A 24,310-nucleotide genomic window follows, 5' to 3' on the forward strand; every position below is an offset into this window, starting at 1 on the left:
AAAATTACTTTTATAATTTAATGAAAAAATGAACGAGCAACATAAAAAAAGAATAAGCAAATACCTAAGCTTGGTACTTAGACATAAACCCGAAGTTATCGGGCTGAATTTAGACGAAAACGGATGGGCAGATGTGGAAGAATTACAGGAAAAATGTGCAAAACAGAATCGCGCTTTCACACTGGAAGAATTGGATGAGGTCGTAGAAACCAACGATAAAAAACGCTTTATTTTAAACGAGGATAAAACCAGAATCCGCGCAAATCAGGGACATTCGATTGATATTGATCTGGCGCTGAAACCACAACGGCCACCGGAATTTCTCTATCATGGAACCGCAGAAACCAATCTTGCATCCATTTTTCAAAAAGGAATTGAAAAGAGAAACAGACAGCACGTTCATCTAAGTCAGGATAAAGAAACCGCAACCAAAGTCGGGATGCGTCACGGAAAACCTGTCATTTTAACCATTGCAACTGGAAAAATGCACGAAGACGGAATCGTATTCTATCTTTCCGAAAACAAAGTCTGGCTGACAGATTTTGTGGATGCAGAATATATTTCGAAATGACAACACAGGAATTTGATGAAGCCGTAAAAGGCTTTTCTCCGGATAAAGAGAATCTAAAAGAAAAGGTTAATGAATTATTTGGAAAAGGAGCGGGAACCGTAATAACAATACATTTTATTATTGAACATCTAAAGTGTACTTTATCGGAAGCGATGGAAATTGTGGAATCCTGCCCAAATTATCAGAATAGATTTAAATGAAAAAAACATTAGCAATAGGCGACATTCACGGAGGATTCAAAGCATTGACGCAGGTTTTGGAAAGAGCCGCTGTTACAGAAAACGACACCCTCATTTTTCTCGGAGATTATGTTGATGGCTGGAGCGAATCTTCGCAGATCATTCAGTTTTTAATTGAACTTGCCGAAAAGCAGGAATGTATTTTTATTAAAGGAAATCATGATGCATGGACGGAAGACTGGCTTGCTTTCGGGAAAAGTGAAGATGTATGGCTTTTCAATGGTGGAAAAAGTACGGTAGAAAGCTATTCAGATTTCTCTTTGGAAGAACTTGAAGTTCATCTTGAATTTTTCCAGCGGATGAAAAACTATTATGTCGACGATAAAAACCGACTGTTTATTCACGCAGGCTATTCGTCCATGCACGGTCCCGAAAAAGAAGTGTATTCCAGCAATTACCGTTGGGACAGAACATTGTGGGAAACAGCCGTTGCAATGGACAAAACTTTGGCGAAAGACTCCGAATTCTATCCGAAAAGGCTGCTTTTATACCACGAAATTTTCATCGGCCATACACCAACGCTGCATTTGGGAAGTAAAGAACCCATCAACAAAGCGAATGTCTGGAATTTAGATACCGGAGCTGCCTTCACCGGAGCATTAACGATTATGGATGTCGATTCCAAAGAATTCTGGCAAAGCGATTCCCTTCCGTCATTATATCCCGATGAAAAAGGCAGAAATAACGATACTGTTAAACCGAAAAACCGATAAATATCTTCTCTAAATTGGGAAGATATTTTTTTTGATACTTAAAATCAGCGCCATCAGCAAAATCAGCGGGAGCAAAATACACATTGGTCATGTCATTAAGAATATAAACCGCATTTTTACGAGCGTAGTTCAGAAGGAGAGTGAAAAAGCTTATTCAGAGATAGATCCTTTCTTCATGAGATTTAGTAAAGTGAATGACAATTCTGGAAAGCAACATCTTTGCTGAGTAAAACGCCTTTGCGAACGAAGAATATTTTCAAATTTTTTAATAAAATCTTTACGGTCTCCGCGTTAAAAATAATAGTTTTCACAAACTTTAAGTAATTTTAAAGCCCAAAATACCACTCAATGAAACTGAAATATCTTTTCCTGCTGCTTACTTCTTCATTTCTTTTTGCCCAGAATCAATTTCAGACCCCTTTTGAAAAAGGAAATGGAAATCAGACCGTTACTTATGATGAAATGAACAGCTATTATCAGAATTTAGCTAAAAATTTCAACACCATTCAGTATCTTAAAAAAGGAGAAGACGACAACGGAAAAGCAATATATGTGGTCATTTACAATCCTTTTCCCGAAAAAGACCTTGATAAATTGAGAAAAAACAAAGCCGTTTTGTTCATCAATAACGGAATTCATCCCGGCGAACCGGACGGAATCGATGCGACTATGATGTTGATGAAAGATCTGGCAACTCAGAAAATCAAAACACCACAGAATTTCATTGTCGCAGCCATTTCAGCGTATAACGTAAGCGGAATGCTCAATCGCGGATCGTTTTCCAGAGCCAACCAGAATGGTCCGGAACAGTATGGTTTCAGAGGAAATGCCAGAAATTATGATCTGAACAGAGATTTCATTAAAGCTGATACTAAAAATGCCAGAAGTTTTCAGGAAATTTATCAGTGGCTGAAACCGGATGTTTTCATTGACAATCACGTAAGTAACGGAGCAGATTATCAATATACATTTACTTATATTTCTACCTTTAAAGAACGTCTGGGAAATATTTTGGGCGAATATTTTTATAACAGCTATCAGGCGAAAAATTTAAACGACTTAAAAAAACAGGGTTACGAAAGTACGCCTTATGTCAATATTCATGGTGATATTCCGGAAGTTGGCTTTGCTTCGTTCGAAGATTCTCCGAGATATTCTACAGGATATACTTCGCTGTTCAATTCCTTGGGAACCGTTCCTGAAACGCATATGCTGAAACCTTACGACAAAAGAGTGGATGCAACGTACAAATATATGCTGGTGAATCTTCAGAATTTAGATCAGGATTACCAGAAAATAAAGCAGCTCCGAATCGAAAACCTGAAACAGTACAAGGCCGGGAAACAGTACGGAATCCGCTGGAAAATCGATTCTGCAAAATACACGACCATGGATTTCAAAGGTTTTGAAGGCGTGTACAAACCCAGTGAAATTTCCGGAAAACCGAGACTCTATTACGACAGAAGTAGACCCTTCACGAAAAACATCAGGCTGTTTACAACTGCAGTTCCTACAGGTTACATCACCATTCCGAAATATTATGTCATTCCACAGTCGCAATATCTTGTTATTGAGGAATTTAAAAGAAATAAAATTGAGATGAAGCCGATTCAGAAAGACAGCACGATTGCAGTGGAATCTTACAGAATCAATGATTTTAAAACCGTTAAAAATCCTTACGAAGGTCATTATCTCCATTTTGAAACAACCGTAGATAAAGCGAATAAAAAGATAACTTTTTCAGCAGGTGATTATATGGTTTCGACCGATCAGGAAGGCGTAAAATATATTATTGAAACCCTTGAACCGGAAGCGCTGGATTCCTTTTTCAACTGGAATTTCTTCGACGGGATTTTAGCCCAGAAAGAATATTATTCTGCTTACATTTTCGAGGATACCGCCGCAGAATTGCTGAAAAAAGATAATGATTTAAAACAGAAATTCGAAGCCAGAAAAGCAGCCGATAAAAAGTTTGCGGACGACGGAACTGTCCAGCTCGACTGGATCTACAGAAATTCTCCCTACTTCGAAGAAAAAACATTCAGACAATATCCGGTTTACAGAATCTTATAAATTTCGAAAATTGATTTAATTTATTGATAATCAGTATCTAAATTCCGTATTTTTCCCATGTAAAATTGTTGTTTTTACGGACTGGATTTCATTTTTATAAATCGAAATTTGGTAAACAAAACCAATAAAAACGACAATTATGGCAACCAAAAAACAATTTTTCGTTTCTCTTGAAGGCGTAGACCTTACCGACGAACAATTAAAAAACATCGACAAGGGAATTCAGAATGTAGTGCTTTCCGAACTGTCTAAAGTAGACAACACTCAGGCTTTCGGCGCGCACAGAAATTTCAGAGAACTGACTAAACCCTTAAAAGTGAAAGACTGGTTTCCATGGGGAATCATTATTTTCAAACCAGGAATTGATATTACCAAGCAGGTTACAGACATCCATAATCAGATAAAAGCTTATGGAGGCTAGTTTTAACTCTTCAAAAAAGATGTGTCCCAGCTACGTTGGAAAAGTTGGGGCGCAGCTTTTCGGAGTCGTCAATAAAGACGGGAGAGTTCAGTTTATAACCCCTCTTACCGTTACAGAAGAATTTATCGAGCAGAATGAAAATCTGGAACAGCGATTCCGTTTCACCGGAAAATGTGTAGAAAAAGGATGCGGACAATGGAATAATGAGGAATCAAGATGTTCTTTATCCAAAAAAGTTCAGGATCTGAATTTTCCAAAAAATACAGAACTTAGCTTTTGCCCGATCCGTTCGCAGTGCCGATGGTTTTCTCAGGACGGCAAAGAAGCCTGTTTTTCCTGCAATGAAGTCACCCGAAATATGGAAGAATTGCTTGTTAACAGTTCAGCACAATAAAAAATCCAACGATAAAATTGGCGGCATATACTTTGAATAGTTGATTATTAAGATTTTATCTGAACATCAATTTTTCAAACTTACTATGAGGAAACTTCTAACCGCAGGTATCGCAGGAATTTCAGCATTTGTTGCTGTCGTTCTCCTTTCGGGACACGGATATATTTTTAAAGCTTTAGCCATCAATTTAAAAAAAGGACCTTTTACTCCTTCAATAGACGATGAGGAAAAATTTCCTTCACGGATTATTCGCAACAGACATCCGAAACGATGGAAGAAACACATCAGTTACAATAAAAAGGAACTTTCAGGACGAGTTTTGGACGAGCTAAAAAAGACAAGGGCATCTTCTCTTCTGATAATTCACGACGGAAAACTTCTTCACGAAGAATACTGGAAAGATCATGATGCTTCTTCTTTAATGAATTCCTTTTCAATGGCGAAAGGCGTTCTTTCAATCTTAACGGGTTGCGCGATTGATGAGGGATATATTGAATCTGAAAACCAGTTGATTTCCACCGTTTTTCCACAATACCAAAACAGCCGTTTCGGAAAATATCTCACCTTTAAACATTTGATGACGATGCAGGCGGGATTGGATTGGGAAGAAGAATACCATCATCCTTTTGCAGAGAATTCCAGACAGTATTTTGTAGACGATCTTGCGGAGCAGGCTTTCGGAATTGGGTTCAAGGAAATGCCAGGCGAAAAGTATGAATATCAAAGTGTTGCTGCGCAATTATTAGGACTTGCGTTAAGAGAAGCAACGGGAAAAGATCTTGCTGTTTATCTTTCAGAAAAAATATGGCAGCCTTTAGGAATGGAATTACCTGCAAAATGGAGCATCGACGAAAAAGGCGTTGAAAAAGCGTTCTGCTGTATCCATGCAATACCAAGAGATTTCGCAAAACTCGGACAGCTTATCATGCAGAAAGGAGAATGGGAAGGAAAACAGCTCATCAGTAAAGAATATTGTGAAAAACTTTTATCGCCCACAATAGAGAACGATGCATTTTGCTACACCATTTGGGCAGATGACGAAAGTGATCATCAATACAGATTTTTTTACGGCTTTTTAGGACAGTTCATTATCATGGTTCCCGAAAAAAAGATGGTGATCGTGAAAACCGGATTTTACAACAGGTTGGATGTCGATAAAAAGAAAAGACCGCTTCAGGTAAAGCTTTTAGTAGAAGAACTTACAAAACTGATATAAAAAATTAAGCTGCAGAATTTCTGCAGCTCATTTTTTTGATAGTAAACTTAGAATGAATCTCTGTAGTTTAGATTTCCTGTTGCTCCCTGTGGAAGAAAAACAACTTTTCTTTTGATGCTTTTTGCTTTTTCCAGAGCTTTAAGTGCTTTTTGACGTTCAACTTCCCTGTTGAAGTGAGAGTTGATGTTCTCAGATTGTGCAGTTGCTTTCATATATGTATATTTTTGGTGTGTTACAGTGAGCTAATCTAAAAATATGCCGTTTTTAGGGTAAATCTTCTAATGAGGTATCAAAAACAAAAAAAATATTTTTTTTCAGTTCTTTCTTATTCTTGGCATAGTAGTTGAATACCTAATTGCAACTATTAAAAAATAAACAAATAAGGGATCTTAAGTATTTCCCGGAGCAATTCGGGAATATTTTTTATCACTCTTCAAAGAGAAAACACCAATCACTATAAATATTAATACTTTTGACTAAATCCTTGGTTATTCCGGGGATTTTTTCTTATGCTTTTATTTGATACCTTTACAGAAAAATAGTTCATGGCTTATATAATTAAAACAACATCAGACGGTTTGATCTATGTGAAAGCGTCGAACGTTATCCACGTAAAAAAGCCAAATGCACTGGAAGGAGCAAAGGTTATGGGACAGCCATTGGTTATTAATGTGAATCATATTGGCTTTCTGAGCTACAATATCGAAGGTCATGTTACATTCTTTATGGCAAGCGGGTTTGAGATCTCAATGAAAATATTTTACGAAGAAGCAGAAGAAGCTTTTAACTGTGCAAAAGGAAATATTGAGAAAATAATCAGGTAATTTTAATCAATAAAAAAAACGTTTCAGCCGAAACGTCTTTTTTTATCTTGGTAAGCCTCTTTTCAGGGCGATTTCTGCTCTTTTTACAGCGACTTTTTCCTTCCAGTCCATGTATTTCTTCTTGAAGTTCTTCTTCATGATATCATCAAATTTACGCTGCACGGTAAGATTCCATAAAGAATGTGCCTTCACCGCCCAAGATTTGTCCCATGCTCTCAGCGAGATAGAAAAACTTCCGTCCAGATATTTCATCCAGTGCCACCATCCGGTTGGCATAAATAAAGTGTCTCCGTGCTCAAGATAGCATTCAATACCTTCTACGCCGTCTAAAGCAGGGAATTTTGTGAAGTCAGGATTTTCAATATCATAATCTTCCAGCGCATATGTTGCGTAAGGAATCTGGTATAGTCTTTCTTTCCATTTGTAATCGAAAAGGAGAATATGTTTTCTTCCGTTAAAGTGGGTATGGAAAATATGCGCCATATCAATATCAAAATGCAGGAACGTTACAGAACCTTTACCTCCGAAAAACATATTGGGATATTTGTCCAGAAATCCGCCCATGAGTTCTTTAGGAGAAATATAATCTTCAAGAAGTTTTGGAGCAAATTTTATAGGGTCAAAAAGAAAAATTCTAAGATCGGTAGGTTCTCTCTGGATAAGATCGATGTAATCTCCGAATTTCATCTTGGCTGCAGAAGCATTAATGGGAGCTGCAGGATCTGCCTTCGAACTGTCATACAACGGAACTTCCACATCTCCTACTACTTCTTTCATGTATTCCATAGTCCATTTCTGGTACGCGGGCCATTTTCTTGCCATGTTCTTAATGACAACAGGTTTTCTCGGCTTCAGATATTTTTCAATGAATTCTTCCTGAGTAATATCATCTACAATATCTATAGGCTTTAAATTAATTCCCATTTCTTAAAATTTAATGTTACAAAATTATTAAATAAAAATATATGTTAACAGATTTAAGCTTTTTTTAATCTATGATTCAAATCATTTTTAACTATTTAGACTAAGATAAAGTAATGCGAAATATTTCTATAAGCACAATTTTTTTAAAAAAACACCCTGCAAAAAAGAATTGCAGGGTAAAAACACAATTTGATGAATAAAAATTCATTTCTTCCGGCTAAAATAAAAAAATATTTATAACTGGTTTTTACCCTGAAGAGAATAATATAAGGGAAAAGATAGAATTTTTTCTATCTCATTCTAAAAAAGCAATGAAAGGTATTCAATTATAAAACGCAAAATAAATTTTAATGAATTTTATTAATTTTTAAAATAAAATTTTTTTTGTCATGCCTAAAAAATGAGGCTTAATTTGCCGATTTTCTTATGCAATAGTTTTACATTATTATTCATAGTTTTGTGATATGACACAAATGGAAATTCGCGAAACATTTTGTGATACGAGCGCAGAATGTATTTCTTTAAAGTCATAATGATGCATCATCCGAACTGTACATTTATTCTAGGCAAAATTGTATAGTTAGGGAAAAATTAATTATTAACGATTCTAAAAGAAAACAAATTTTATGAAAAAGAAAATTTTATTCAGCGCCATGATGGGTATTTCAGTGATGGCGTTTGCGAAAACACTTCAGGCTGTTTGGACTTCAACCTGCGGAGTGAAACATTATACAACATTTACCGGAGATTGGAGTCAATCTGATATGGCTTTATGGATTGCAGAAAAGAATGCAGACGAGTGTGGTAATTATCCTTCAAGTGTAACTTTTAATCCTTAAATTAAAAACTCTGTCTCAAATTATTATTTTGGGACAGAGTTTCCAAATTATTACATCATGAAATCAAAAAAAATATTTCTTTTACTTGCCATCTTTTTTAGTTTTTTTTCTTTTTCACAAAAAATTTCTTTTGTTCCTTCTATAAGAGTTACATATGACTCCGCTTTAAACTTAGGAGAAAATTTTAAAAAAGAACAAAGATTTGTTTTGATAGGAAATTCACAGGATTATTATTTTGGAGCAAATCAAAATTATTTAAATGATACAGGACAATACGAAAGTAAAGGTGTTGATCTGAGAGCAATCAGCGATTATTTTCAAGAAAGGATTATTGGGAAAAGCGGAATAATCAATACCTTTTTAACAGTTACCGAAAATAAAATAAGATATCAGGAGGCTTTAAAATTACAATGGGTTCTTTATTCTGATACAAAAGTGATAAATGGAGTCAAATGCCAAATGGCGGCAACAAACAAATTCGGAAGACGATGGATTGCGTATTTTTCTAAAGAATATTCTCAGTCTTTAGGTCCCTATAAATTTAATGGATTGCCGGGTTTAATTTTTGAATTGTATGATACCCGGGATGATTATCATTTTACAGCATCTAAAGTAGAGAAGTTTGATGATGAATTTAGTTTTAATATAGGTGCATTTAAAAGATATAACAAACAAGATTACTTAAAAGCTTCTTTTAATCTCAGGTTTACATCAGCTTCTTTACCTGTTTTGCAGGGAGAAATGAGAAAGGAGTTTGATGATATGATGAAAAGAAAGCAAAAAAGATTTAACAATCCTCTCGAATTAAAACCTTTTGAATAATACTTTACATTCCTACAAAAGATAAAAAGAAAAGAGCCCTAAAACTAATGCTCAAAACACAAATGTACCGACTTATCTTTTCAAAATTTTTATCAGTTCTTCAAGCTGAGAACTGATTACTCTTGCTGCTTCAGAATCTGTGATATTGATAATAATTCCCTGTTGAAAATCTTTTTGACCAATCGAATTATCGTGCATTTCAAAATTGTCCTGTGAATTTGAAACTGTTGATTTTTGACCATCTTCAAAAAGGTCTTGAATTTTCACCTGAAAAATTTCAGCAAGTTTCGGAATATATTGAGACTTAATATCGGTAATTTCATTTTCCCAGTTGGTGTATGTATTTCTGTCTAATCCCAACATATCGGCAATTTGCTGTTGAGAAAATTTGGTTTTGCTTCTCAGCCTTTTAAGATTAGTTCCCACTCCCATAAGTGAAATTGTTTTTACGAATGTATAGATTTAGCCAAAGAATTAATAATAAAAAACCTCAAAAAGTCAGTTCTTTCGTGAAATATGGCTTGATAACAAAATCCAAAGAAAATTTTTCATTCGGGAAAAATTTTTCCTTTAAAAAATAAAGCTCAACACATCAAAAATATCACTATGTTTGTAGTGATAAAAAAGAGGTTTAACTTTTGGGCTTAAATACAATCTTTATACTCGTGTAACAAAACGCTTTAACCATTAACTAATTAAGCAAATAATAAATTATGAAAAAGAGAATATCTTTATTCCTGATGATTTTTTTCTCTGTGATCGTTTTTGCACAGAAAACGGTTTCGGGGAAGATCACGGATGAAGACGGGGTTGGAATCCCAAGTGCAAGTGTAACGGTGGAAGAGCCGGGAAAAGATGCCATTCTTGCCTATGGAATTACCAACTCGAAAGGAGAATACAAAGTCACCTTCACTTCAGGAGAATCCAATGTAGACCTTAAAGTAAAGGCTTTTAACCAAAGACCTTTAACGAAGCAGATCAGCAACAGCGATCAGACGCTCAACTTCAAAATGGATTCTGAGGCTACGGAAATTAAGGAAGTGAAACTTAAAACAAAAATGGTTACGGCAAGAGGAGACACCATTTCCTACGATCTTAAAGCGTTCGACAGCAAGAGCGACAGAACATTAGCCGATGTTTTGAAAAAAATGCCGGGAATTGAAGTTAATACAGATGGAACGATTCTTTATCAGGGAAATGCGATCAATAAATTCTACGTCAACGGAAAAGATTTAATGGAAGGAGGATATGGAACCATCAACAACTCACTTCCGAAAGATGCAGTACAGAAAGTTGAGGTACTGGAAAATCACCAACCCGTAAAAATCTTACAGGATAAAGTGCCTTCCGATCAGGCAGCCATCAATATCAAGCTGAAAAATTCTGTTACCATGACGGGAAGAGGAGAAGTAGGAGTAGGAGGAAGTCCGCTTTTATGGAATGTAAAACTTACGCCGATGTTCTTCGGGCAGAAAAGTCAGTGGGTAGTTAACTACAAATCGAATAGCGAACAGGTAGAAAACGAAGGGAATATTCTGTCTTTTGGAAACAGATTCGAAGGAAGAAGAATCAACGCAACCCAAAACGACTGGCTGAATGTAGAAAATGCAAGTACCCCGAATCTTCCGGTAAAAAGATATCTGATGAACAGCGTTCACTACGTATCTGCAAATTACCTGACCAATATCGACAAGAAAAAAGAATGGGAACTGAAAGCCAACGCCAATTATACGAATAATGCGGTGGAAAGAGAATCTTATAATGAGCAGGAGCTTTTTGCAACTCCCAACAGACAGGCATCTACTATATTGCAGAATATCCACAATAATTTTTATACAGATAAAGCAAAAGGAGAATTAATCTTTACCAAAAATGCAAAAAAAGGATTCTTTAAAAATACCACAAGTTTTTCTCAGTACTGGAATGCAGACAGAGGGATTGTAGACAGAACCGTTAGAGGCTCTGCAAGTAGTTATACCGCACATGGAGATGAAGCGGTGGAATCGCCTACAACATCTTTCCAAAACTCATTGAGTACTATAGTTCCCTGGAAAGAAAAAATGGTAAATGTATTATCGTATATCAGTTATCAGACAGACAGACAGACTTTGGATGTTTCACCGGCTTCCTATCTCGCAATTCCTGGCTTTCTTCCTACTTCTACAGATTTTGTGAGACAGAATTTAAGACTTAAAACTTTTGAGGCGAATCATTCTGCCAATATTGGTTTTTCTACAAAAGGATGGACGTTTACTCCGGAAGTTGGATTTAATTTTAAATCGACCGATTTAGTTTCTGGTTTGTCAAATATTATAACAAATCCTTTTACCAGTCCAAATCCTACACCCGCTTCACAGTATAGTAATGATTTGAAGTATACTACCGCAACACCTTATGGAAGTTTAGGGGTAAATTATAAAAGTGATTCGTGGATGTTGTATGCTAATTTCCCGGTGAACTCGAATAATATTAAAGCAGATGATCCGATAAGACTGGTTTCGAAAGAAGTAAATAAAGTGACATTTGAGCCAAGTATTTTTGCGCAATATACCTTTGCTTCTTTCTGGAAAGCTTCCGTAAATGCTAATGTTAATAATAATTTTGGAGAAATAAACACAGCCTATTCAGGGTTTTTAATGACTTCTCCGGCGGGAATCAGTGCGATGGATATTAATAATCCGATTCCTCAGAACAATAATAAATCTGCCGGAACGAGAATAGAATACAGAAATCCGTTAAATAATTTATTCTTTAACATCAACTACAGATTTTCTGATGCAAAAAGAAACTTAATTTCTAATCCTACGATCAATGAAGCAGGATATACTATCATGCAGTATAAAGAGCAGGACAACCATGTTTTAAATAATGGATATAACCTGGAAGTAGGAAAATATTTTCCGAAGTTTAAAACGAATGCTTCCGTCAGCTACAGCAATAATACAGCAAAATCTGATGCTTTTCTGGATAATGCTTCCTACACGAACAAGAATAACAGTCAGTCATTTGGCGTGAAATTTAACAATACCTATTTCAGTTGGATGAGCATTGATTATAATGCAAGTTTCTCAAGAACAAAGCAGACAAGTACAGGAAGAGTGGTTTCTGATGCTGCAAGAAAAGGATTCACCCATAATTTAGGACTTTTCTTCTATCCGATAGAAAACCATACCATCGGCTTCAACTGGGATCAGGTGAACACCAATGCAGTAGATCAGAAATACCACAACGGATTCTACGATCTTTCTTATCAGTTCACATGGGCTAAAAAGAAAATTGATTTTGAATTAAAATGGATGAATATCGCGAATAAAAGAGTATTTGAAACCTATGAAATTAATGCAACAAATACCAATTACACAAGAATTCAGCTTCGACCAAGTCAGGTCATGTTTACTGTAAAGTTCAACTTTAAATAAAATCAAAACCAGTCTTCAAAGGCTGGTTTTTTTATTTGATAAAAGAAAATTCAGAAACAAATTAAAAAAAATATGTAACAAAAATCTGAAACCGCTAACTAATTGTATAAACATTCTATTTAAAATGAAAAAACTATTTTCAATATTTCTGGTTGCATTTTTTGCATTGGTAAGTGCACAGGATAAAGACTCTAAAGAAACTGCCAACCGTTTTTTTTATGAACTTACTTTCAAGCCGAAAAGCGATTCTGCAAAACTGGAAAAAGTAATGACGGTTTTAGACATCGTTAAAGACAGATCCGTTTACAGAGATTATACCATGCTTGCTCAGGATTCTATCATGAAAGTTCAGATTGAAGCAATGCAGAAGTCGGGAGTATTCAAAGATATGTCGAAATCTATCAGAATGCCGAAATTCTCAGAAAAAGTGGTTAAAACATATCCTGATATGAAAATCCAGTACATCGAAAGAATAGCAAGCGGATTTTCACCAATGGGAATTGCCTACACAGAAACTCCGAAATTCGACTGGAAAATTTCTAACGAAAAAGAAAAAATAGGAGTTTACAATGCTCAGAAAGCTACGGCTGAATTCGGAGGAAGAAAATGGACAGCATGGTTCACCACAGAACTGCCTTTTCAGGATGGTCCGTATAAGTTTTCTGGACTTCCGGGCTTGATCGTTAAAATAGAAGACGATGCAAAAAACTATTCTTGGGTGCTTCAGGGAAACAGAAAGGTACAGAACTGGGAAGAACTTTCTTATGCAGAAAAAATTTCCAACATGAGCTTAAAAGTAACAGAAATGCCGCGGGAGAAATTCGAGAAAACATTTAACGAATTCAAGAAAGATCCTTTCGCCACGGCAAGACCAATGATGACGCAGGAGATTATGTCTAAAACAATTCCGGGAATGGACGGAACGATCGGTGATATGATGAAAAAGCAGGAGAAAATGTATAAAGATTTCTTCAACGCAAACAACAACCCGATCGAACTTACCCAGTCTGCTTCTACAGACAAAAAGAAAAAGTAACATTCATATTTACTAAATTATATTTGAATCAACCCAAATGCTATCACGCATTTGGGTTGATTTTTTTCATAGAATACGTTATTTAGATTAAATTTAAATAGCGTATATTTGCAGGTACAAAAATATCGGCTTTGAAACATAAGGATTTACATAAGTTGAGCGGATTTCCCAAAAACAGACTGGGGAAAATAGTAGGATATGATAACGACAGCCTGAAAATGCCCAACAAGATCATCGAAATGGGGCTTCTTCCGGAAACTTTCTTCAGGATTTTGTATCAGGCGCCGTTCAGTGGTCCGATGTATGTGGAATTTGGTGATGAAAAAAGCCGTATTGCTCTTCGTGAAGAAGAAGGAGATTATATCATCGTTGAAGAATTGAATTAATGCAGAGCGCTCACAAAAAACAGATCCTTTTAGTCGGGAATCCAAACGTCGGAAAATCTACGGTTTTCAATGCTTTAAGCAATAAAAAGCAAAAGACCGGAAATTACGCGGGAGTTACCGTAGCAAGCCATTCCGGAACATACAGTTATAAGAACGAAGAAGTTGAAATTATTGATTTACCGGGTTCTTACAGTATTTATCCAAGTTCGGAAGATGAGGCGATTTTTTCCAAATTTCTTATTGATGAACAGCAAAATTATGCCGGAGTTATCTATATTCTCGAAGCATTAAGCTTAAAAAGAGGATTGCTTTTATTTCAGCAGATTCAGGATCTGGGAATTCCAATGATTTTGGTCGTCAATCAGATTGATCAGGCAGAAAGAAGAGGAATCACGATCAATATCAATAAATTATCTGAGTCTTTAGGGATAAAAGTTTTTCAGACCAATGCCAAAGAACAGATCGGGATTGAAGAAATAAAAGAAGCCGTTCATCTTAATCAATTTGTAACAACCGAGAAAATTTCTTTTGAAACCCCTCCCGAACACAAAGATTTCATCAGAAAATTATCCCTTCATAAAGGATTTGAAAACGAATATAAAGCATGGATGAGCCTTTCTCTGGGAACAGATCTGGAGAAGCTGGAATCTATTGTAGGACTCATCAACGAGCCGGACTCAAAAAGTCTGGTTCCGAAAAGACTGCAGGTTCAGGAAACGGTAAGAAGATATCAGCATGCAGATAAAATTCTGTCTGATGTTATTTCTAAAAAACCGCAGTTCAAAGAACTTTTAACAGAAAAATTAGACAAAGTTCTGGTTCATAAATTCTGGGGATACGTCGTTTTCCTTTTGATTTTATTAATTATTTTCCAAAGTGTATTTTTCTTAGCCGAATATCCGATGAACTGGATCGACAGTTTCTTTTCTTGGTTAGCAGCTTTCACTTCAGAACATTTACCGGAAGGACCTGTCAATTCATTGGTTTCGAACGGAATTATTCCGGGAATCGGCGGAATTGTAGTGTTTGCACCACAGATCGGAATTTTACTGTACTTCCTTTATCTTTTGGAAGATTCGGGATATATGGCGAGAGTGGTTTTCCTGATGGACCGTATTTTAAGACCTTTCGGACTGAACGGTAAAAGTATTGTTCCTTTAGTTTCCGGAACAGCGTGTGCAATTCCGGCAGTTATCTCAACAAGAAATATCGAAAATTTAAAAGAAAGGCTGCTTACCATTTTGGTTACGCCTTTTATGACGTGTTCTGCGAGACTTCCGGTGTACAGCATCATTATCGGGCTTATTATTTCAGACGGAACGTTTTTAGGAATAAAATACAAAGCTTTGGTTTTAATGGGAATGTATTTACTTGGATTTTTAGTCGCATTATTTTCCGCAGCCATTCTCAAAAGATTTATCAAAAATAAAGGGAAAACCTATCTTGTGATGGATTTACCGACATACAAAAAACCGCTCTTTGCCTACGATTTTAAAATGGTTTTAGGCAAAGTATGGGAATTCATTACTGGAGCCGGAAAGATTATCTTCATTGTAAGCATCATCATCTGGTTTTTAAGCTATTTCGGTCCAAAACAGAAGCCGGATCAGTTTGTGGCAACCAATGTGGAACTGGATCATTCCTACCTTGCCAAAATGGGAAAAGGAATTGAGCCGGTAATTGCTCCTTTAGGCTACGACTGGAAAATGGGCGTCGGAATTCTGACAAGTTTCGTGGCAAGAGAAGTGTTTGTAGGAACTATGTCTACCTTGTACAGTCTTGAAGATGATGCTCCTGAAGTAAAAGTAATCGATAAAATGAGACGCGATGTAAAACCGAACGGTGAGAAAGTATTCAGCTTTGCAACCGGAGTTTCCGTCCTCTTATTTTACGCATTTGCAATGCAGTGCGTTTCTACACTTGCAGTAGTCTACAGAGAAACCAAAAGCTGGAAATGGACCGGCTTACAGGTGGCAATGATGACCGGTTTGGCATATTTTGTGTCGATGATAGCCTATCAGATTTTAAAATAATGGATACTTCCTTACTTTTACAATATGTCATTGTCTTACTGATCGTTGCATTCGCGTGCTACTCTTTATTCAAAATATTGAAAAAGAATTTTGCACCGAAAAAGTTCAGTTCCAAAAGAAACGGATGTGATAAAGATTGCGGGTGTTCGTAAAAAATAATGTTCTTTGTGGAAAATTAAATATTTTCTAAATTCAAAAATTACTTAATTTTGTGATAGTTGATACCACAATTAGTATGAAAAAAGAATTAATACAAGAGCTTTTTCTAAAATTCGAAAATGCATCACATTTATACAATGATATTGAATGTTGGAGCGCTAGAAACTTACAAGAAATTCTAAATTACAGTAAATGGGATAACTTTTTAAAAGTTATTGAAAAAGCAAAAAAGGCATGCCAAAACGCTGGGGGAGATGTATCTGATCATTTTGCCGATATCAGCAAAATGATCGATTTAGCAAAAGGAGCACAACGAGAAATATCGGATATAGCTTTAACTCGATATGGATGTTATTTGGTTGCTCAAAATGGAGATCCTTCAAAATCTGAAATTGCTTTTGCTCAAACATATTTTGCGGTTCAAACAAGAAAACAAGAAATTATTGAAAAAAGATTATTGGAAGTTGAGCGAGTAACTGCTCGAGAAAAATTATCAAAAACTGAAAAAAAGCTTTCAGGGATTATTTATGAAAGAGGAGTTGATGAAAAAAGTTTTTCAATAATTCGTTCTAAAGGTGATCAAGCTTTGTTTGGTGGCTTTACTACAAATGACATGAAAAAAAGATTAGGAGTTCCACAAACACGTCCCTTAGCTGATTTTTTACCAACATTAGCAATAAAAGCAAAAGATTTTGCAACTGAATTAACCAGTCATAATGTGGTTGAAAAAGATTTAAACGGAGATTCTCAAATTACTAATGAACATATTGAAAACAATTTAGCGGTAAGAAAAATTTTGGGAGAGAGAGGGATTAAACCTGAAAACCTTCCTGCATTAGAAGATATTAAAAAGGTTCAGAGAAAATTGGAAGGCGATGAAAAGAAAATATTAAAGCAAACAAAGAAAAAATAAAATGTCACTAATAAAAAGCATTTCAGGAATCCGAGGAACCATTGGCGGAAAAGTAAACGATAATTTAACGCCGCTTGATGTGGTAAAATTCGCTTCCGCATTCGGAACCTGGCTTCAGAACAATAAAAATAAAAAAGATTTAACCCTGGTTATCGGAAGAGATGCAAGAATCTCCGGACAAATGGTGTCTTCTCTGGTAACGGCAACTTTACAGGGACTTGGAATTAACGTAGTAGATTTAGGTCTTTCCACAACACCCACCGTTGAAATTATGGTTCCCGAACTGAAAGCAGACGGAGGAATTATTCTCACTGCTTCTCACAATCCAAAACAATGGAATGCTCTGAAATTATTAAATGATAAAGGAGAATTCATCAGCGGAGAAAACGGAGCTGAGGTTTTGGCTTTGGCAGAAAGCGAAGATTTCAACTATGCAGAAGTAGACGATTTAGGAAAATATGAGACAAGAGAAGATGCTTTTGATATTCATATTCAGCAGATTTTAGACTTGCCGATGGTAGCTGCAGAAGCTATTAAAGCTAAAAATTTCAAAGTAGTTTTGGATGCGGTTAACTCTACGGGAGGAATTGCAATTCCGATGCTTTTGGATAAATTAGGATGCGAAACAGTAAAATTATACTGCGAACCGACCGGGCATTTTCCCCACAATCCGGAACCGTTAAAAGAACATTTGGGAGACATTTGTGAGTTGGTAAAAAAAGAAGGCGCAGATTTCGGAATCGTTGTTGATCCGGATGTAGACAGATTAGCTTTAATAGATGAAAAAGGCGAAATGTTTGGCGAAGAATACACATTGGTTGCCGTTGCAGATTATTTGCTGAAAAATAAAAACGGAGTGGCGATTTCCAACCTTTCTTCAAGCCGTGCTTTAAGAGATGTTGCAAAAACCCACAATTCAGAATATTTTGCCAGTGCAGTAGGAGAGGTGAATGTGGTCACTTTAATGAAAGAAAAAAATGCAGTGATTGGAGGAGAAGGAAACGGAGGAATTATTTATCCGGATCTTCACTACGGAAGAGACTCTTTGGTAGGAGTTGCTTTATTTTTAACCCATTTGGCAAAAGAAAATAAAACCGTTTCTGAACTGAGAGCAGGCTATCCAAGCTACTTCATGGGTAAAAAGAAAATCGAATTAACGCCGGAAATCAATGTAGATGATATTTTATCCAAAATGGAGAAAGAATATCAGAATGAAGAAGTTTCTATCGTTGATGGCGTGAAAATCGACTTTGAAAATAACTGGGTTCACCTCAGAAAATCAAATACAGAGCCGATCATCAGAATTTATACAGAAGCTAAATCTCAGGAAGAAGCTGATAAATTGGGAGACGATATCATTGCAAAAATTAAAAGTTTAATTTAATCTGAAATAATAGCGGAGCTTTTTAGCTCCGTTTTTTTTGATGGAATGCTAAGAAATGGTAAATATCAGAAGAGAAGTTCAATTCCTCTAAAATGCTTCCACTATTATGTTAAATTAACAATAACTCCTCCTTTTTTATCCACAATTCTTTGATGATAATGATCTTTTCACTATCTTTCAGATAGAAATTTACGAAAATAAATGTCAAAAAAATTTCGCAACTTTGCATACATTTTGAATCATAAATTTCAGAAGTAATATTAATTTAAAAAGTTTGTCGAGGTTTGCAAGTAGATTCAGACATTGGCCGACGAAGGATGTGAGTATTGGAAGAGTATTTTGGAAATGAACTTGTGAAGAAGTTCGAAGAAATGATGGAAAATAATGATGAATTCTACTTTGATACAGAAGAATTGGAAGACATCATTGTTTATTACCTGGAGCTGGGAGACTTTAATTACGCCGATATGGCAGTGAATTACGGTTTAAAGCTTCATCCCAATTCTTTGGACATTAAGATTAAAAAACTTGAAGTTCTTTTGGAATGGGAAGATTATAATGCGGCGAAAGATCTTATCGATGAGCTGAAAGGTTCTTCAATGGAAAATACTGACTTTTTGGTATGCTACGCAAAGTATTATTCGAATCTGGGAAATCCTAAAAAATCTATAGAAATTTGTAAAAAAGCACTGGAGCTGAAGGAAGAAGAAAATTTCCTTCACAACTTTATTGCAGACGAATATGTGAATTTAGGAGACCCCTTTAACGCTCTTAAACATTACAGGAAAGCACTGAAAGAAGATCCTACGGATGAATATTCGCTGGAAAACTGTATGGTGTGCTTTGCGGATCTTAATAAGAGCGAAGAGGCAATTGCCTTTCTGAATGAATATCTGGACGAGTTTGCCTATTCTGAAGTAGCATGGTTCGAATACGGACAGTTCTACTTCAACAGGAAAAACTACGAAGAAGCGATAAAAGGATACGATTATTTATTGGCGATCAATTCCAACTCTGTAGGAGTTTATGCCAATAAAGCGGCATGTTATGAAGCTTTAGGACAGTATAAAAAAGCAATCGAAGTTTACGAAGAAATGCTGGAACTGGAATATACCAAAGCGTTTACCTTCTATAAAATCGGATTGTGTTATAAAGCTTTAAAGCAGCCTATTGTTGCCTTAAACTTTTTTCAGAAATCGTTAAGAGAAGATCCTCAGTTTTATCTTGCCATGATGGAACAATCGTATCTTTACGAAGAGATGGGCGGAATGACGGAAGCATTGCATTTTGCAAGAGAAGCGACTTATCTTAACGAAAATAACCTTGATTACCAGAAAAGATTGGCTTTTCTCTTCATCGATTCCGGAAAGTTTGAAGAAAGCCTTTCCTGCCTGAAAAAGCTGGTGGATGTAGAACCTTCAAGATTTTACAACTGGTACGCTTATTCGGAGGTTTTGATGCTTCTGGGAGAATATGAAGAAGCGATTATTGTTTTAAAAGAGGCTTTAAAATCGCATAACAGAGCAGAATTGTATTATCAGCTCAGCAATTGCTATCTCAACCTTAAAGAACAGGAAAAAGGCGTTGAATCCCTTCATAATGCATTAGAACTTGATCCTTCATTAGTAACGGATATGCAGAAAAAATATCCTTTCATTAAGGATGAGGTTAAAAAAGTAAAGGCAAAAGTTAAAAAGAAAAATTAGTCATTTGATTTTTTGATGACGAAATAAAAATCCTGCAGCAATGCAGGATTTATTTTTTGATCATATTTGTTTTTGTCCTTAAAAAAATAAGTCCGGCAATAATGATACTCGCACCCACAAACTGTAAAGCAGAAAGCTTTTCCCCATCCAGGATTCCCCAGATAATCGCGACAATCGGCATCAGTAAAGTTACCGTTGATGCAAATAATGGCGTTGAAACTTTTAACAGGCGGTAATTCATCATCATAGCTAATCCGGTTCCGAAAATTGATAGAAGACTTACAAAAAAAAGTCCGGTCAGATTGCTTTCATCAAAACTGAATGTCGAAAAAAATCCTGTAAAAGATAAAGCAATTAAGGAAGGAAAAAATAAAACAAATCCAAACACAAAAGCTGATAAAACGGTAGAAGAAACATCCATAAGCTTGGATTTAACCGTTGTTGTGCTCAAAGCGTAGCAAAAAGTCGCAAGCAGAAGCAGCAAAATAGGAATCAGTTTAAATTTTCCGTCTTCTCCGTCTCCGCCAAAAGCCAGTAAACAGACTCCGCTGAAACTTATTAAAGTCCCGATAAGCTGTTTTTTTGTTGTTTCAAACTTCCAGATCAAAGCGCCCACAATAATTACAAAAATGGGCATCATTGAGTTGATGATTCCCGCAATGCTGCTGCTTACTTCTGTTTCAGCAATCGGAAACAGAAACATCGGGAAAAAGTTGCCCGTGAAAGCCGCCAAAAGCAGCCATTTCAAATGTTTCTTGGGAAACAGCTTGTATTTTGAAATTGCAACAGGCATCAGAATAATTCCTGCAATGAGTACTCGTAAAGCGCCCACCTGATAAGGACTGAAATGCTCTAAAGATTTTTTGATCAGAATAAATGACGATCCCCAAATAATACTGAGTACAATCAGGAGGATCCATTTTTCTTTATCTGCGTTCATTATTTTTGTATAAAATTTTTAAAAAATCCTTTTTGGGAATCATTCTTGCTCCCAGACTTTCAAGGTGGTCTGTGTGAGACTGACAATCGATAAGTTCAAGGCTGTTTTGATATTTTTTGGCAAAATAAATAAATCCGGCTTTGGAAGCATTGCTCACTTTGGCAAACATGCTTTCGCCGCAGAAAACATTCCCAATCTGTAAACCATAAAAACCACCAACCAATTCTTCATCCTGCCATACTTCAATGCTTTTTGCCAGTCCGTAATCATGAAGTTTGATGAAAACGTCCATCAACTCGTCCGAAAGCCACGTTCCGGTCTGTCCTTTCCTGCTAATTTCCTGACAGTTTCTGATAACCTCTCTGAAATTTTTGTTTTCCGAAAAAGTAAAAATATTCCTGTTGAGAATTTTTCTCATCGACTTTGAAACCTTAATCTCTTTCGGGAACATTACAAATCTTGGATCAGGACACCACCAGAGAATTTCCTCATCGGGATTATACCATGGAAAAATTCCCAGCTGATAAGCAAACCATACCCTGTCTATTGAAAGATCTCCTCCAAAAGCGATAACTCCCTCGTGTCCGTCATAAACCTGCGGATCGGGAAATGAAATTTCGTTTTCGTCTAATCGAACCATTTTCAAAAAAAATCCCACTTGATAAAGCAGGATTTGTATTTTCAGTGTTATCTCTTAATTAGAAAGGCAGATCGTCGTCATCGTCATCTGCGAAAGGATTCTCGTTAGAAACCGGAGATGCAGACTGAGATGGTGCTGCCTGTGTAGGTTCTGAAGCGTTTTCAAAAACTTTTTCTACTCTCCATCCTGTAATGGAATTGAAGTATTTCGTTTCTCCTTGTGGAGAAACCCACTCTCTTCCTCTGATGTTGATTCCTACTTTCACATTCTCTCCTTCTCTTAAATTATCCAATAAACTGATCTTATCAGACAAAAATTCTATGTTTATCGGTTGTGGATACTGCTCCTGCGTCAGAATCACCATTTCTCTCTTTTGGAAACCGCTCGCAAAAGTCTGAGCATCAAATATTTTCTTTACCGTTCCTTGTAATTCCATATCATATTAATTAACGCTGTAAAAGTAAGAAAATCAATCGTAATAAAGGCTACGTGAAAAAAAAAATGTAAAAATTTTAATTTTTTTTCCTGAAAAGTTTGGAGGTAAAAGAATTTATCCTATCTTTGCACCACTGAAAACGACAAAACGAAACAAGTTCTTTTAAAAATAAGTTTTCTTTAATAAACAACGCGGATGTGGTGTAATTGGTAGCCACGCCAGACTTAGGATCTGGTGCCGAGAGGCGTGGGGGTTCGAGTCCCTTCATCCGCACAGTATGCGAAAATAGCTCAGCTGGTAGAGCACAACCTTGCCAAGGTTGGGGTCGCGGGTTCGAATCCCGTTTTTCGCTCCACGCCTGCCCTGGTGGTGGAACTGGTAGACACGCAGGACTTAAAATCCTGTGCCTCTTTTGGCGTGCGGGTTCAAGTCCCGCCTGGGGTACTAAAACCTCTGAAGTTTTTTGATTTCAGAGGTTTTTTCTTTTTAGGGTGGTCAAAAGGTTGGATATTTATTTTGAGGTATAATATCTAACAGTAAACATTGCTGTCCATCGTTATGTTGGATCAATCGCAAAAGTTGGGGGCTATGCAAAAAGTTTAGTTAATCTGAATAGAAAGAAAGTTCTGTCTTTTACTCCCCGCAGCTGCATTCTGAAGCTTTTTATTTTGGCATTGAAGGATTCCGCAGCGGCATTGGTGCTTCTTTGATGAAAATAGTTTAAAATATCCCTGTAATTATTCATTATTGTTTTTCTTAAGATAGAAAAAGATTTAAAATCTGCTTCTTCCACCTCTTTGAACCAATGCGCCAGTTTAGTCATCGCCAATGATTTTGGAATATTCTGATTATAAATCTTTCGCAGTCCATCGGTCAATTGATATGCTTTCTCCAAATCGGGATACTGAGCAAAAAGAATAGCAGCTCTTTGTTTTTGGGAAAGTGTCCATTTTTCACGGCTTTTATAAAGCAAATACAAGCTTCTTGCTAAAAGCTGTTTGCGTGAATCACCGTTTTCAAATATTTCTGTGCCTGAGTTTTTTTCTTCCCCCAGTCCTTGCGTTACCGTATTTTCCATTTCAATAGCATCCCAACGATGTCTGATCCTGATTTCCTGAAGGGCTTCTGTAGCCAGCTTCTGAACATGAAAGCGGTCAATTACCGGTGTTGCACCAGGGAAGCAGCGTTGGGCAATACGCTTCATGGAACCCGCCATATCCAAAGTAATTTCATTTACCTTCATCCGAAGTTTTCTGCTGATCTTTAAAAGATGTGTGATGACAAAATCACTTCGGGTACCTTTTATGATGGCAACAATGCTTCCTTTCCTGCCTCGTGCAGTCTTGGAGGTAAGCAGCGTGTAGAGTTCTCCGTCAGAGAGTGCCACTTCATCTAAGGATAAAGATGATGAGAGATTTTCAGGGTAAATGATCCAGTCTTCTGCGTGTCGTTTCTGTTCCCAGCTATGATACCCGCTGAGTTTATTCTTGTATTGCCTCTGAAAGGTCTTGCCTTTGATCCCGAAAAATTCTGCTATGACTTTTAGGGGAAGAGCTTTAGTGTCGGCTAATTTTTTTAAGAAGCCTGCTAAATCCTTTGTCATGCGTGTTCCTTTCGCTACCAGCTGCCAGTCTCTTTGAAGGATTTCACCAGAGGATTTATCAGTCCATCTTCTTCTTTTCACATGAAGTTTTACGATTTTACCCCGTAATGGATAATCATCTATAATGATTTCAGGTAAAAAGCCCTTCGATTCCAGCTGTCTTTCTTTAAATTCATGAGGAATACTGCTTTTTTCTTCAAAATAAAGATGAAGTTCTGCATCATGAGTTTCTGCTTTGAGGATATCAAAGTGTTCAACTAAAAATTCAGGAAGTAACAATTTAAGAAGTTCTTGTTCGCTTAGCATTAGGCAAAGATAAAACTACTTAACATTCCCCCCAACTTTTGAGCCTGATCCGTTATGTTTTTCTCAAACTTAAAGAAAAGATCTTCATAATTCCATTCTCTAATATATTTACTTTCAATACCCATTCCTTTTCTAAGATCATAATCATAGTAGATTTTATTGTAAGTATCTGCACCAAAAAAATCTATTAACTTTCTTATCAAAACTTCTATTTCCAGATAAATTATAAAATTAAAGCTTTGATGTCTTTGGCAATAAAGTTTAGTTTTTTCATTTGAAATACTAATTCGATTAAAATAGCTGATTTTAGGAC

At 36.2% G+C, this 24,310-nt stretch carries 25 protein-coding genes and 3 tRNA genes; 20 read left to right on the top strand and 8 right to left on the bottom strand.

The features are described 5' to 3' along the window. Positions 1 to 28: 28 nt before the first annotated feature. The 7 genes from PFY09_RS13080 to PFY09_RS13110 all read left to right on the top strand — a co-directional run bounded on the left by PFY09_RS13080 (position 29) and on the right by PFY09_RS13110 (position 5,627). Complete coding sequence (locus tag PFY09_RS13080) at positions 29 to 571, top strand: RNA 2'-phosphotransferase (RefSeq protein WP_271159997.1); 543 nt, start codon at positions 29 to 31, stop codon at positions 569 to 571. Next, the gene (locus PFY09_RS13085; protein WP_271159998.1) at positions 568 to 771 is read left to right on the top strand and encodes a hypothetical protein; all 204 of its coding nucleotides are present in this window, start codon (positions 568 to 570) and stop codon (positions 769 to 771) included. Before PFY09_RS13080 ends, PFY09_RS13085 begins: the two co-directional genes overlap by 4 nt. Further along, positions 768 to 1,523, top strand: a complete 756-nt coding sequence (locus PFY09_RS13090) for a metallophosphoesterase (RefSeq protein ID WP_271159999.1) — start codon at positions 768 to 770, stop codon at positions 1,521 to 1,523. The genes PFY09_RS13085 and PFY09_RS13090 overlap by 4 nt, the downstream gene beginning before the upstream one ends. 348 nt (positions 1,524 to 1,871) lie before the next feature. After that, positions 1,872 to 3,596, top strand: coding sequence for a M14 family metallopeptidase (locus tag PFY09_RS13095; RefSeq protein ID WP_271160000.1), 1,725 nt, complete (start codon positions 1,872 to 1,874; stop codon positions 3,594 to 3,596). Positions 3,597 to 3,735: 139 nt separating this feature from the next. Continuing rightward, on the top strand, positions 3,736 to 4,017 hold the full coding sequence (locus tag PFY09_RS13100) for a hypothetical protein (RefSeq protein WP_123891980.1): 282 nt from the start codon (positions 3,736 to 3,738) through the stop codon (positions 4,015 to 4,017). 19 nt (positions 4,018 to 4,036) lie between these two features. After that, the gene (locus PFY09_RS13105; protein WP_271160001.1) at positions 4,037 to 4,411 is read left to right on the top strand and encodes a hypothetical protein; all 375 of its coding nucleotides are present in this window, start codon (positions 4,037 to 4,039) and stop codon (positions 4,409 to 4,411) included. Between the two features lie 85 nt (positions 4,412 to 4,496). Next, positions 4,497 to 5,627, top strand: coding sequence for a serine hydrolase domain-containing protein (locus tag PFY09_RS13110; RefSeq protein ID WP_271160002.1), 1,131 nt, complete (start codon positions 4,497 to 4,499; stop codon positions 5,625 to 5,627). A gap of 47 nt (positions 5,628 to 5,674) precedes the next feature. On the opposite strand, the gene PFY09_RS13115 is transcribed toward PFY09_RS13110, so the two are convergent. Next, a complete protein-coding gene (locus tag PFY09_RS13115; RefSeq protein ID WP_157967254.1) occupies positions 5,675 to 5,839 on the bottom strand; it encodes a hypothetical protein in 165 nt (54 codons plus the stop codon). A 333-nt stretch (positions 5,840 to 6,172) separates the two neighbouring features. On the opposite strand from PFY09_RS13115, the gene PFY09_RS13120 reads away from it, so the two are divergent. Then, positions 6,173 to 6,451 (top strand): hypothetical protein, encoded by a 279-nt coding sequence (locus PFY09_RS13120; RefSeq protein WP_271160003.1) that lies wholly within the window; start codon positions 6,173 to 6,175, stop codon positions 6,449 to 6,451. Between the two features lie 42 nt (positions 6,452 to 6,493). Here PFY09_RS13120 and PFY09_RS13125 read toward each other — a convergent pair whose 3' ends face one another. After that, positions 6,494 to 7,375: a cupin-like domain-containing protein gene (locus tag PFY09_RS13125; RefSeq protein WP_087706597.1), complete on the bottom strand. Its 882-nt coding sequence runs from the start codon at positions 7,373 to 7,375 to the stop codon at positions 6,494 to 6,496. Positions 7,376 to 8,001: 626 nt separating this feature from the next. Between PFY09_RS13125 and PFY09_RS13130 the strand changes: the two genes are divergently transcribed. Then, entirely contained in the window at positions 8,002 to 8,214 is a 213-nt protein-coding gene (locus tag PFY09_RS13130; protein WP_076391109.1) for a hypothetical protein, read from the top strand. 57 nt (positions 8,215 to 8,271) lie between these two features. Continuing rightward, the gene (locus PFY09_RS13135; RefSeq protein ID WP_271160004.1) at positions 8,272 to 9,036 is read left to right on the top strand and encodes a GLPGLI family protein; all 765 of its coding nucleotides are present in this window, start codon (positions 8,272 to 8,274) and stop codon (positions 9,034 to 9,036) included. Positions 9,037 to 9,108: 72 nt separating this feature from the next. On the opposite strand, the gene PFY09_RS13140 is transcribed toward PFY09_RS13135, so the two are convergent. After that, entirely contained in the window at positions 9,109 to 9,468 is a 360-nt protein-coding gene (locus PFY09_RS13140) for a helix-turn-helix domain-containing protein (protein WP_271160005.1), read from the bottom strand. 281 nt (positions 9,469 to 9,749) lie between these two features. Here PFY09_RS13140 and PFY09_RS13145 point away from each other — a divergent pair, with 281 nt between their 5' ends. The 7 genes from PFY09_RS13145 to PFY09_RS13175 all read left to right on the top strand — a co-directional run bounded on the left by PFY09_RS13145 (position 9,750) and on the right by PFY09_RS13175 (position 20,072). Next, a complete protein-coding gene (locus tag PFY09_RS13145; RefSeq protein WP_271160006.1) occupies positions 9,750 to 12,455 on the top strand; it encodes a hypothetical protein in 2,706 nt (901 codons plus the stop codon). Between the two features lie 124 nt (positions 12,456 to 12,579). Further along, positions 12,580 to 13,491, top strand: a complete 912-nt coding sequence (locus PFY09_RS13150; RefSeq protein ID WP_271160007.1) for a GLPGLI family protein — start codon at positions 12,580 to 12,582, stop codon at positions 13,489 to 13,491. Between the two features lie 131 nt (positions 13,492 to 13,622). Further along, on the top strand, positions 13,623 to 13,877 hold the full coding sequence (locus PFY09_RS13155) for a FeoA family protein (protein ID WP_076391119.1): 255 nt from the start codon (positions 13,623 to 13,625) through the stop codon (positions 13,875 to 13,877). Then, positions 13,877 to 15,910: a ferrous iron transport protein B gene (feoB, locus tag PFY09_RS13160; RefSeq protein ID WP_271160008.1), complete on the top strand. Its 2,034-nt coding sequence runs from the start codon at positions 13,877 to 13,879 to the stop codon at positions 15,908 to 15,910. The genes PFY09_RS13155 and feoB overlap by 1 nt, the downstream gene beginning before the upstream one ends. A 235-nt stretch (positions 15,911 to 16,145) precedes the next feature. Then, entirely contained in the window at positions 16,146 to 16,982 is an 837-nt protein-coding gene (gene dinD / locus PFY09_RS13165; RefSeq protein WP_271160009.1) for a DNA damage-inducible protein D, read from the top strand. 1 nt (position 16,983) lies between these two features. After that, positions 16,984 to 18,366, top strand: a complete 1,383-nt coding sequence (gene glmM / locus PFY09_RS13170; protein WP_271160010.1) for a phosphoglucosamine mutase — start codon at positions 16,984 to 16,986, stop codon at positions 18,364 to 18,366. Positions 18,367 to 18,692: 326 nt separating this feature from the next. Then, entirely contained in the window at positions 18,693 to 20,072 is a 1,380-nt protein-coding gene (locus tag PFY09_RS13175; RefSeq protein ID WP_108411150.1) for a tetratricopeptide repeat protein, read from the top strand. A gap of 49 nt (positions 20,073 to 20,121) precedes the next feature. Here the strand turns inward: PFY09_RS13175 and PFY09_RS13180 are convergent, their stop codons facing one another. The 3 genes from PFY09_RS13180 to PFY09_RS13190 are packed head-to-tail and all read right to left on the bottom strand — an operon-like array spanning position 20,122 to position 22,088. Then, a complete protein-coding gene (locus PFY09_RS13180; RefSeq protein WP_108411149.1) occupies positions 20,122 to 21,012 on the bottom strand; it encodes a DMT family transporter in 891 nt (296 codons plus the stop codon). Next, positions 20,999 to 21,652 (bottom strand): leucyl/phenylalanyl-tRNA--protein transferase, encoded by a 654-nt coding sequence (aat, locus tag PFY09_RS13185; protein WP_271160011.1) that lies wholly within the window; start codon positions 21,650 to 21,652, stop codon positions 20,999 to 21,001. Before aat ends, PFY09_RS13180 begins: the two co-directional genes overlap by 14 nt. 58 nt (positions 21,653 to 21,710) lie before the next feature. Further along, the gene (locus PFY09_RS13190; RefSeq protein WP_108411147.1) at positions 21,711 to 22,088 is read right to left on the bottom strand and encodes a DUF3127 domain-containing protein; all 378 of its coding nucleotides are present in this window, start codon (positions 22,086 to 22,088) and stop codon (positions 21,711 to 21,713) included. A 191-nt stretch (positions 22,089 to 22,279) separates the two neighbouring features. On the opposite strand from PFY09_RS13190, the gene PFY09_RS13195 reads away from it, so the two are divergent. The 3 genes from PFY09_RS13195 (at position 22,280) to PFY09_RS13205 (ending at position 22,532) form a co-directional block, all read left to right on the top strand. Continuing rightward, positions 22,280 to 22,361: transfer RNA gene (locus PFY09_RS13195), tRNA-Leu, on the top strand. 6 nt (positions 22,362 to 22,367) lie between these two features. Beyond that, positions 22,368 to 22,443: transfer RNA gene (locus PFY09_RS13200), tRNA-Gly, on the top strand. Between the two features lie 5 nt (positions 22,444 to 22,448). Further along, positions 22,449 to 22,532, top strand: a tRNA-Leu gene (locus PFY09_RS13205). A gap of 142 nt (positions 22,533 to 22,674) precedes the next feature. Here PFY09_RS13205 and PFY09_RS13210 read toward each other — a convergent pair. Next, a complete protein-coding gene (locus PFY09_RS13210) occupies positions 22,675 to 23,997 on the bottom strand; it encodes an ISAon1 family transposase (RefSeq protein ID WP_456298843.1) in 1,323 nt (440 codons plus the stop codon). Then, positions 23,997 to 24,200, bottom strand: a complete 204-nt coding sequence (locus PFY09_RS13220) for a hypothetical protein (protein ID WP_271160012.1) — start codon at positions 24,198 to 24,200, stop codon at positions 23,997 to 23,999. Before PFY09_RS13220 ends, PFY09_RS13210 begins: the two co-directional genes overlap by 1 nt. Positions 24,201 to 24,310: the final 110 nt, after the last annotated feature.

Source organism: Chryseobacterium gambrini (assembly GCF_027920505.1).
In the GTDB taxonomy this organism is placed as follows: domain Bacteria; phylum Bacteroidota; class Bacteroidia; order Flavobacteriales; family Weeksellaceae; genus Chryseobacterium; species Chryseobacterium gambrini.

What these genes read in the sequence shown, in the direction of transcription:
- PFY09_RS13080 (WP_271159997.1), top strand. Translation starts at nt 29, where the DNA reads ATGAACGAGCAACATAAAAAAAGAATAAGCAAATACCTAAGCTTGGTA.
- PFY09_RS13085 (WP_271159998.1), top strand. Translation starts at nt 568, where the DNA reads ATGACAACACAGGAATTTGATGAAGCCGTAAAAGGCTTTTCTCCGGAT.
- PFY09_RS13090 (WP_271159999.1), top strand. Translation starts at nt 768, where the DNA reads ATGAAAAAAACATTAGCAATAGGCGACATTCACGGAGGATTCAAAGCA.
- PFY09_RS13095 (WP_271160000.1), top strand. Translation starts at nt 1,872, where the DNA reads ATGAAACTGAAATATCTTTTCCTGCTGCTTACTTCTTCATTTCTTTTT.
- PFY09_RS13100 (WP_123891980.1), top strand. Translation starts at nt 3,736, where the DNA reads ATGGCAACCAAAAAACAATTTTTCGTTTCTCTTGAAGGCGTAGACCTT.
- PFY09_RS13105 (WP_271160001.1), top strand. Translation starts at nt 4,037, where the DNA reads ATGTGTCCCAGCTACGTTGGAAAAGTTGGGGCGCAGCTTTTCGGAGTC.
- PFY09_RS13110 (WP_271160002.1), top strand. Translation starts at nt 4,497, where the DNA reads ATGAGGAAACTTCTAACCGCAGGTATCGCAGGAATTTCAGCATTTGTT.
- PFY09_RS13115 (WP_157967254.1), bottom strand. Translation starts at nt 5,839, where the DNA reads ATGAAAGCAACTGCACAATCTGAGAACATCAACTCTCACTTCAACAGG.
- PFY09_RS13120 (WP_271160003.1), top strand. Translation starts at nt 6,173, where the DNA reads ATGGCTTATATAATTAAAACAACATCAGACGGTTTGATCTATGTGAAA.
- PFY09_RS13125 (WP_087706597.1), bottom strand. Translation starts at nt 7,375, where the DNA reads ATGGGAATTAATTTAAAGCCTATAGATATTGTAGATGATATTACTCAG.
- PFY09_RS13130 (WP_076391109.1), top strand. Translation starts at nt 8,002, where the DNA reads ATGAAAAAGAAAATTTTATTCAGCGCCATGATGGGTATTTCAGTGATG.
- PFY09_RS13135 (WP_271160004.1), top strand. Translation starts at nt 8,272, where the DNA reads ATGAAATCAAAAAAAATATTTCTTTTACTTGCCATCTTTTTTAGTTTT.
- PFY09_RS13140 (WP_271160005.1), bottom strand. Translation starts at nt 9,468, where the DNA reads ATGGGAGTGGGAACTAATCTTAAAAGGCTGAGAAGCAAAACCAAATTT.
- PFY09_RS13145 (WP_271160006.1), top strand. Translation starts at nt 9,750, where the DNA reads ATGAAAAAGAGAATATCTTTATTCCTGATGATTTTTTTCTCTGTGATC.
- PFY09_RS13150 (WP_271160007.1), top strand. Translation starts at nt 12,580, where the DNA reads ATGAAAAAACTATTTTCAATATTTCTGGTTGCATTTTTTGCATTGGTA.
- feoB (WP_271160008.1), top strand. Translation starts at nt 13,877, where the DNA reads ATGCAGAGCGCTCACAAAAAACAGATCCTTTTAGTCGGGAATCCAAAC.
- dinD (WP_271160009.1), top strand. Translation starts at nt 16,146, where the DNA reads ATGAAAAAAGAATTAATACAAGAGCTTTTTCTAAAATTCGAAAATGCA.
- glmM (WP_271160010.1), top strand. Translation starts at nt 16,984, where the DNA reads ATGTCACTAATAAAAAGCATTTCAGGAATCCGAGGAACCATTGGCGGA.
- PFY09_RS13180 (WP_108411149.1), bottom strand. Translation starts at nt 21,012, where the DNA reads ATGAACGCAGATAAAGAAAAATGGATCCTCCTGATTGTACTCAGTATT.
- aat (WP_271160011.1), bottom strand. Translation starts at nt 21,652, where the DNA reads ATGGTTCGATTAGACGAAAACGAAATTTCATTTCCCGATCCGCAGGTT.
- PFY09_RS13190 (WP_108411147.1), bottom strand. Translation starts at nt 22,088, where the DNA reads ATGGAATTACAAGGAACGGTAAAGAAAATATTTGATGCTCAGACTTTT.
- PFY09_RS13210 (WP_456298843.1), bottom strand. Translation starts at nt 23,997, where the DNA reads ATGCTAAGCGAACAAGAACTTCTTAAATTGTTACTTCCTGAATTTTTA.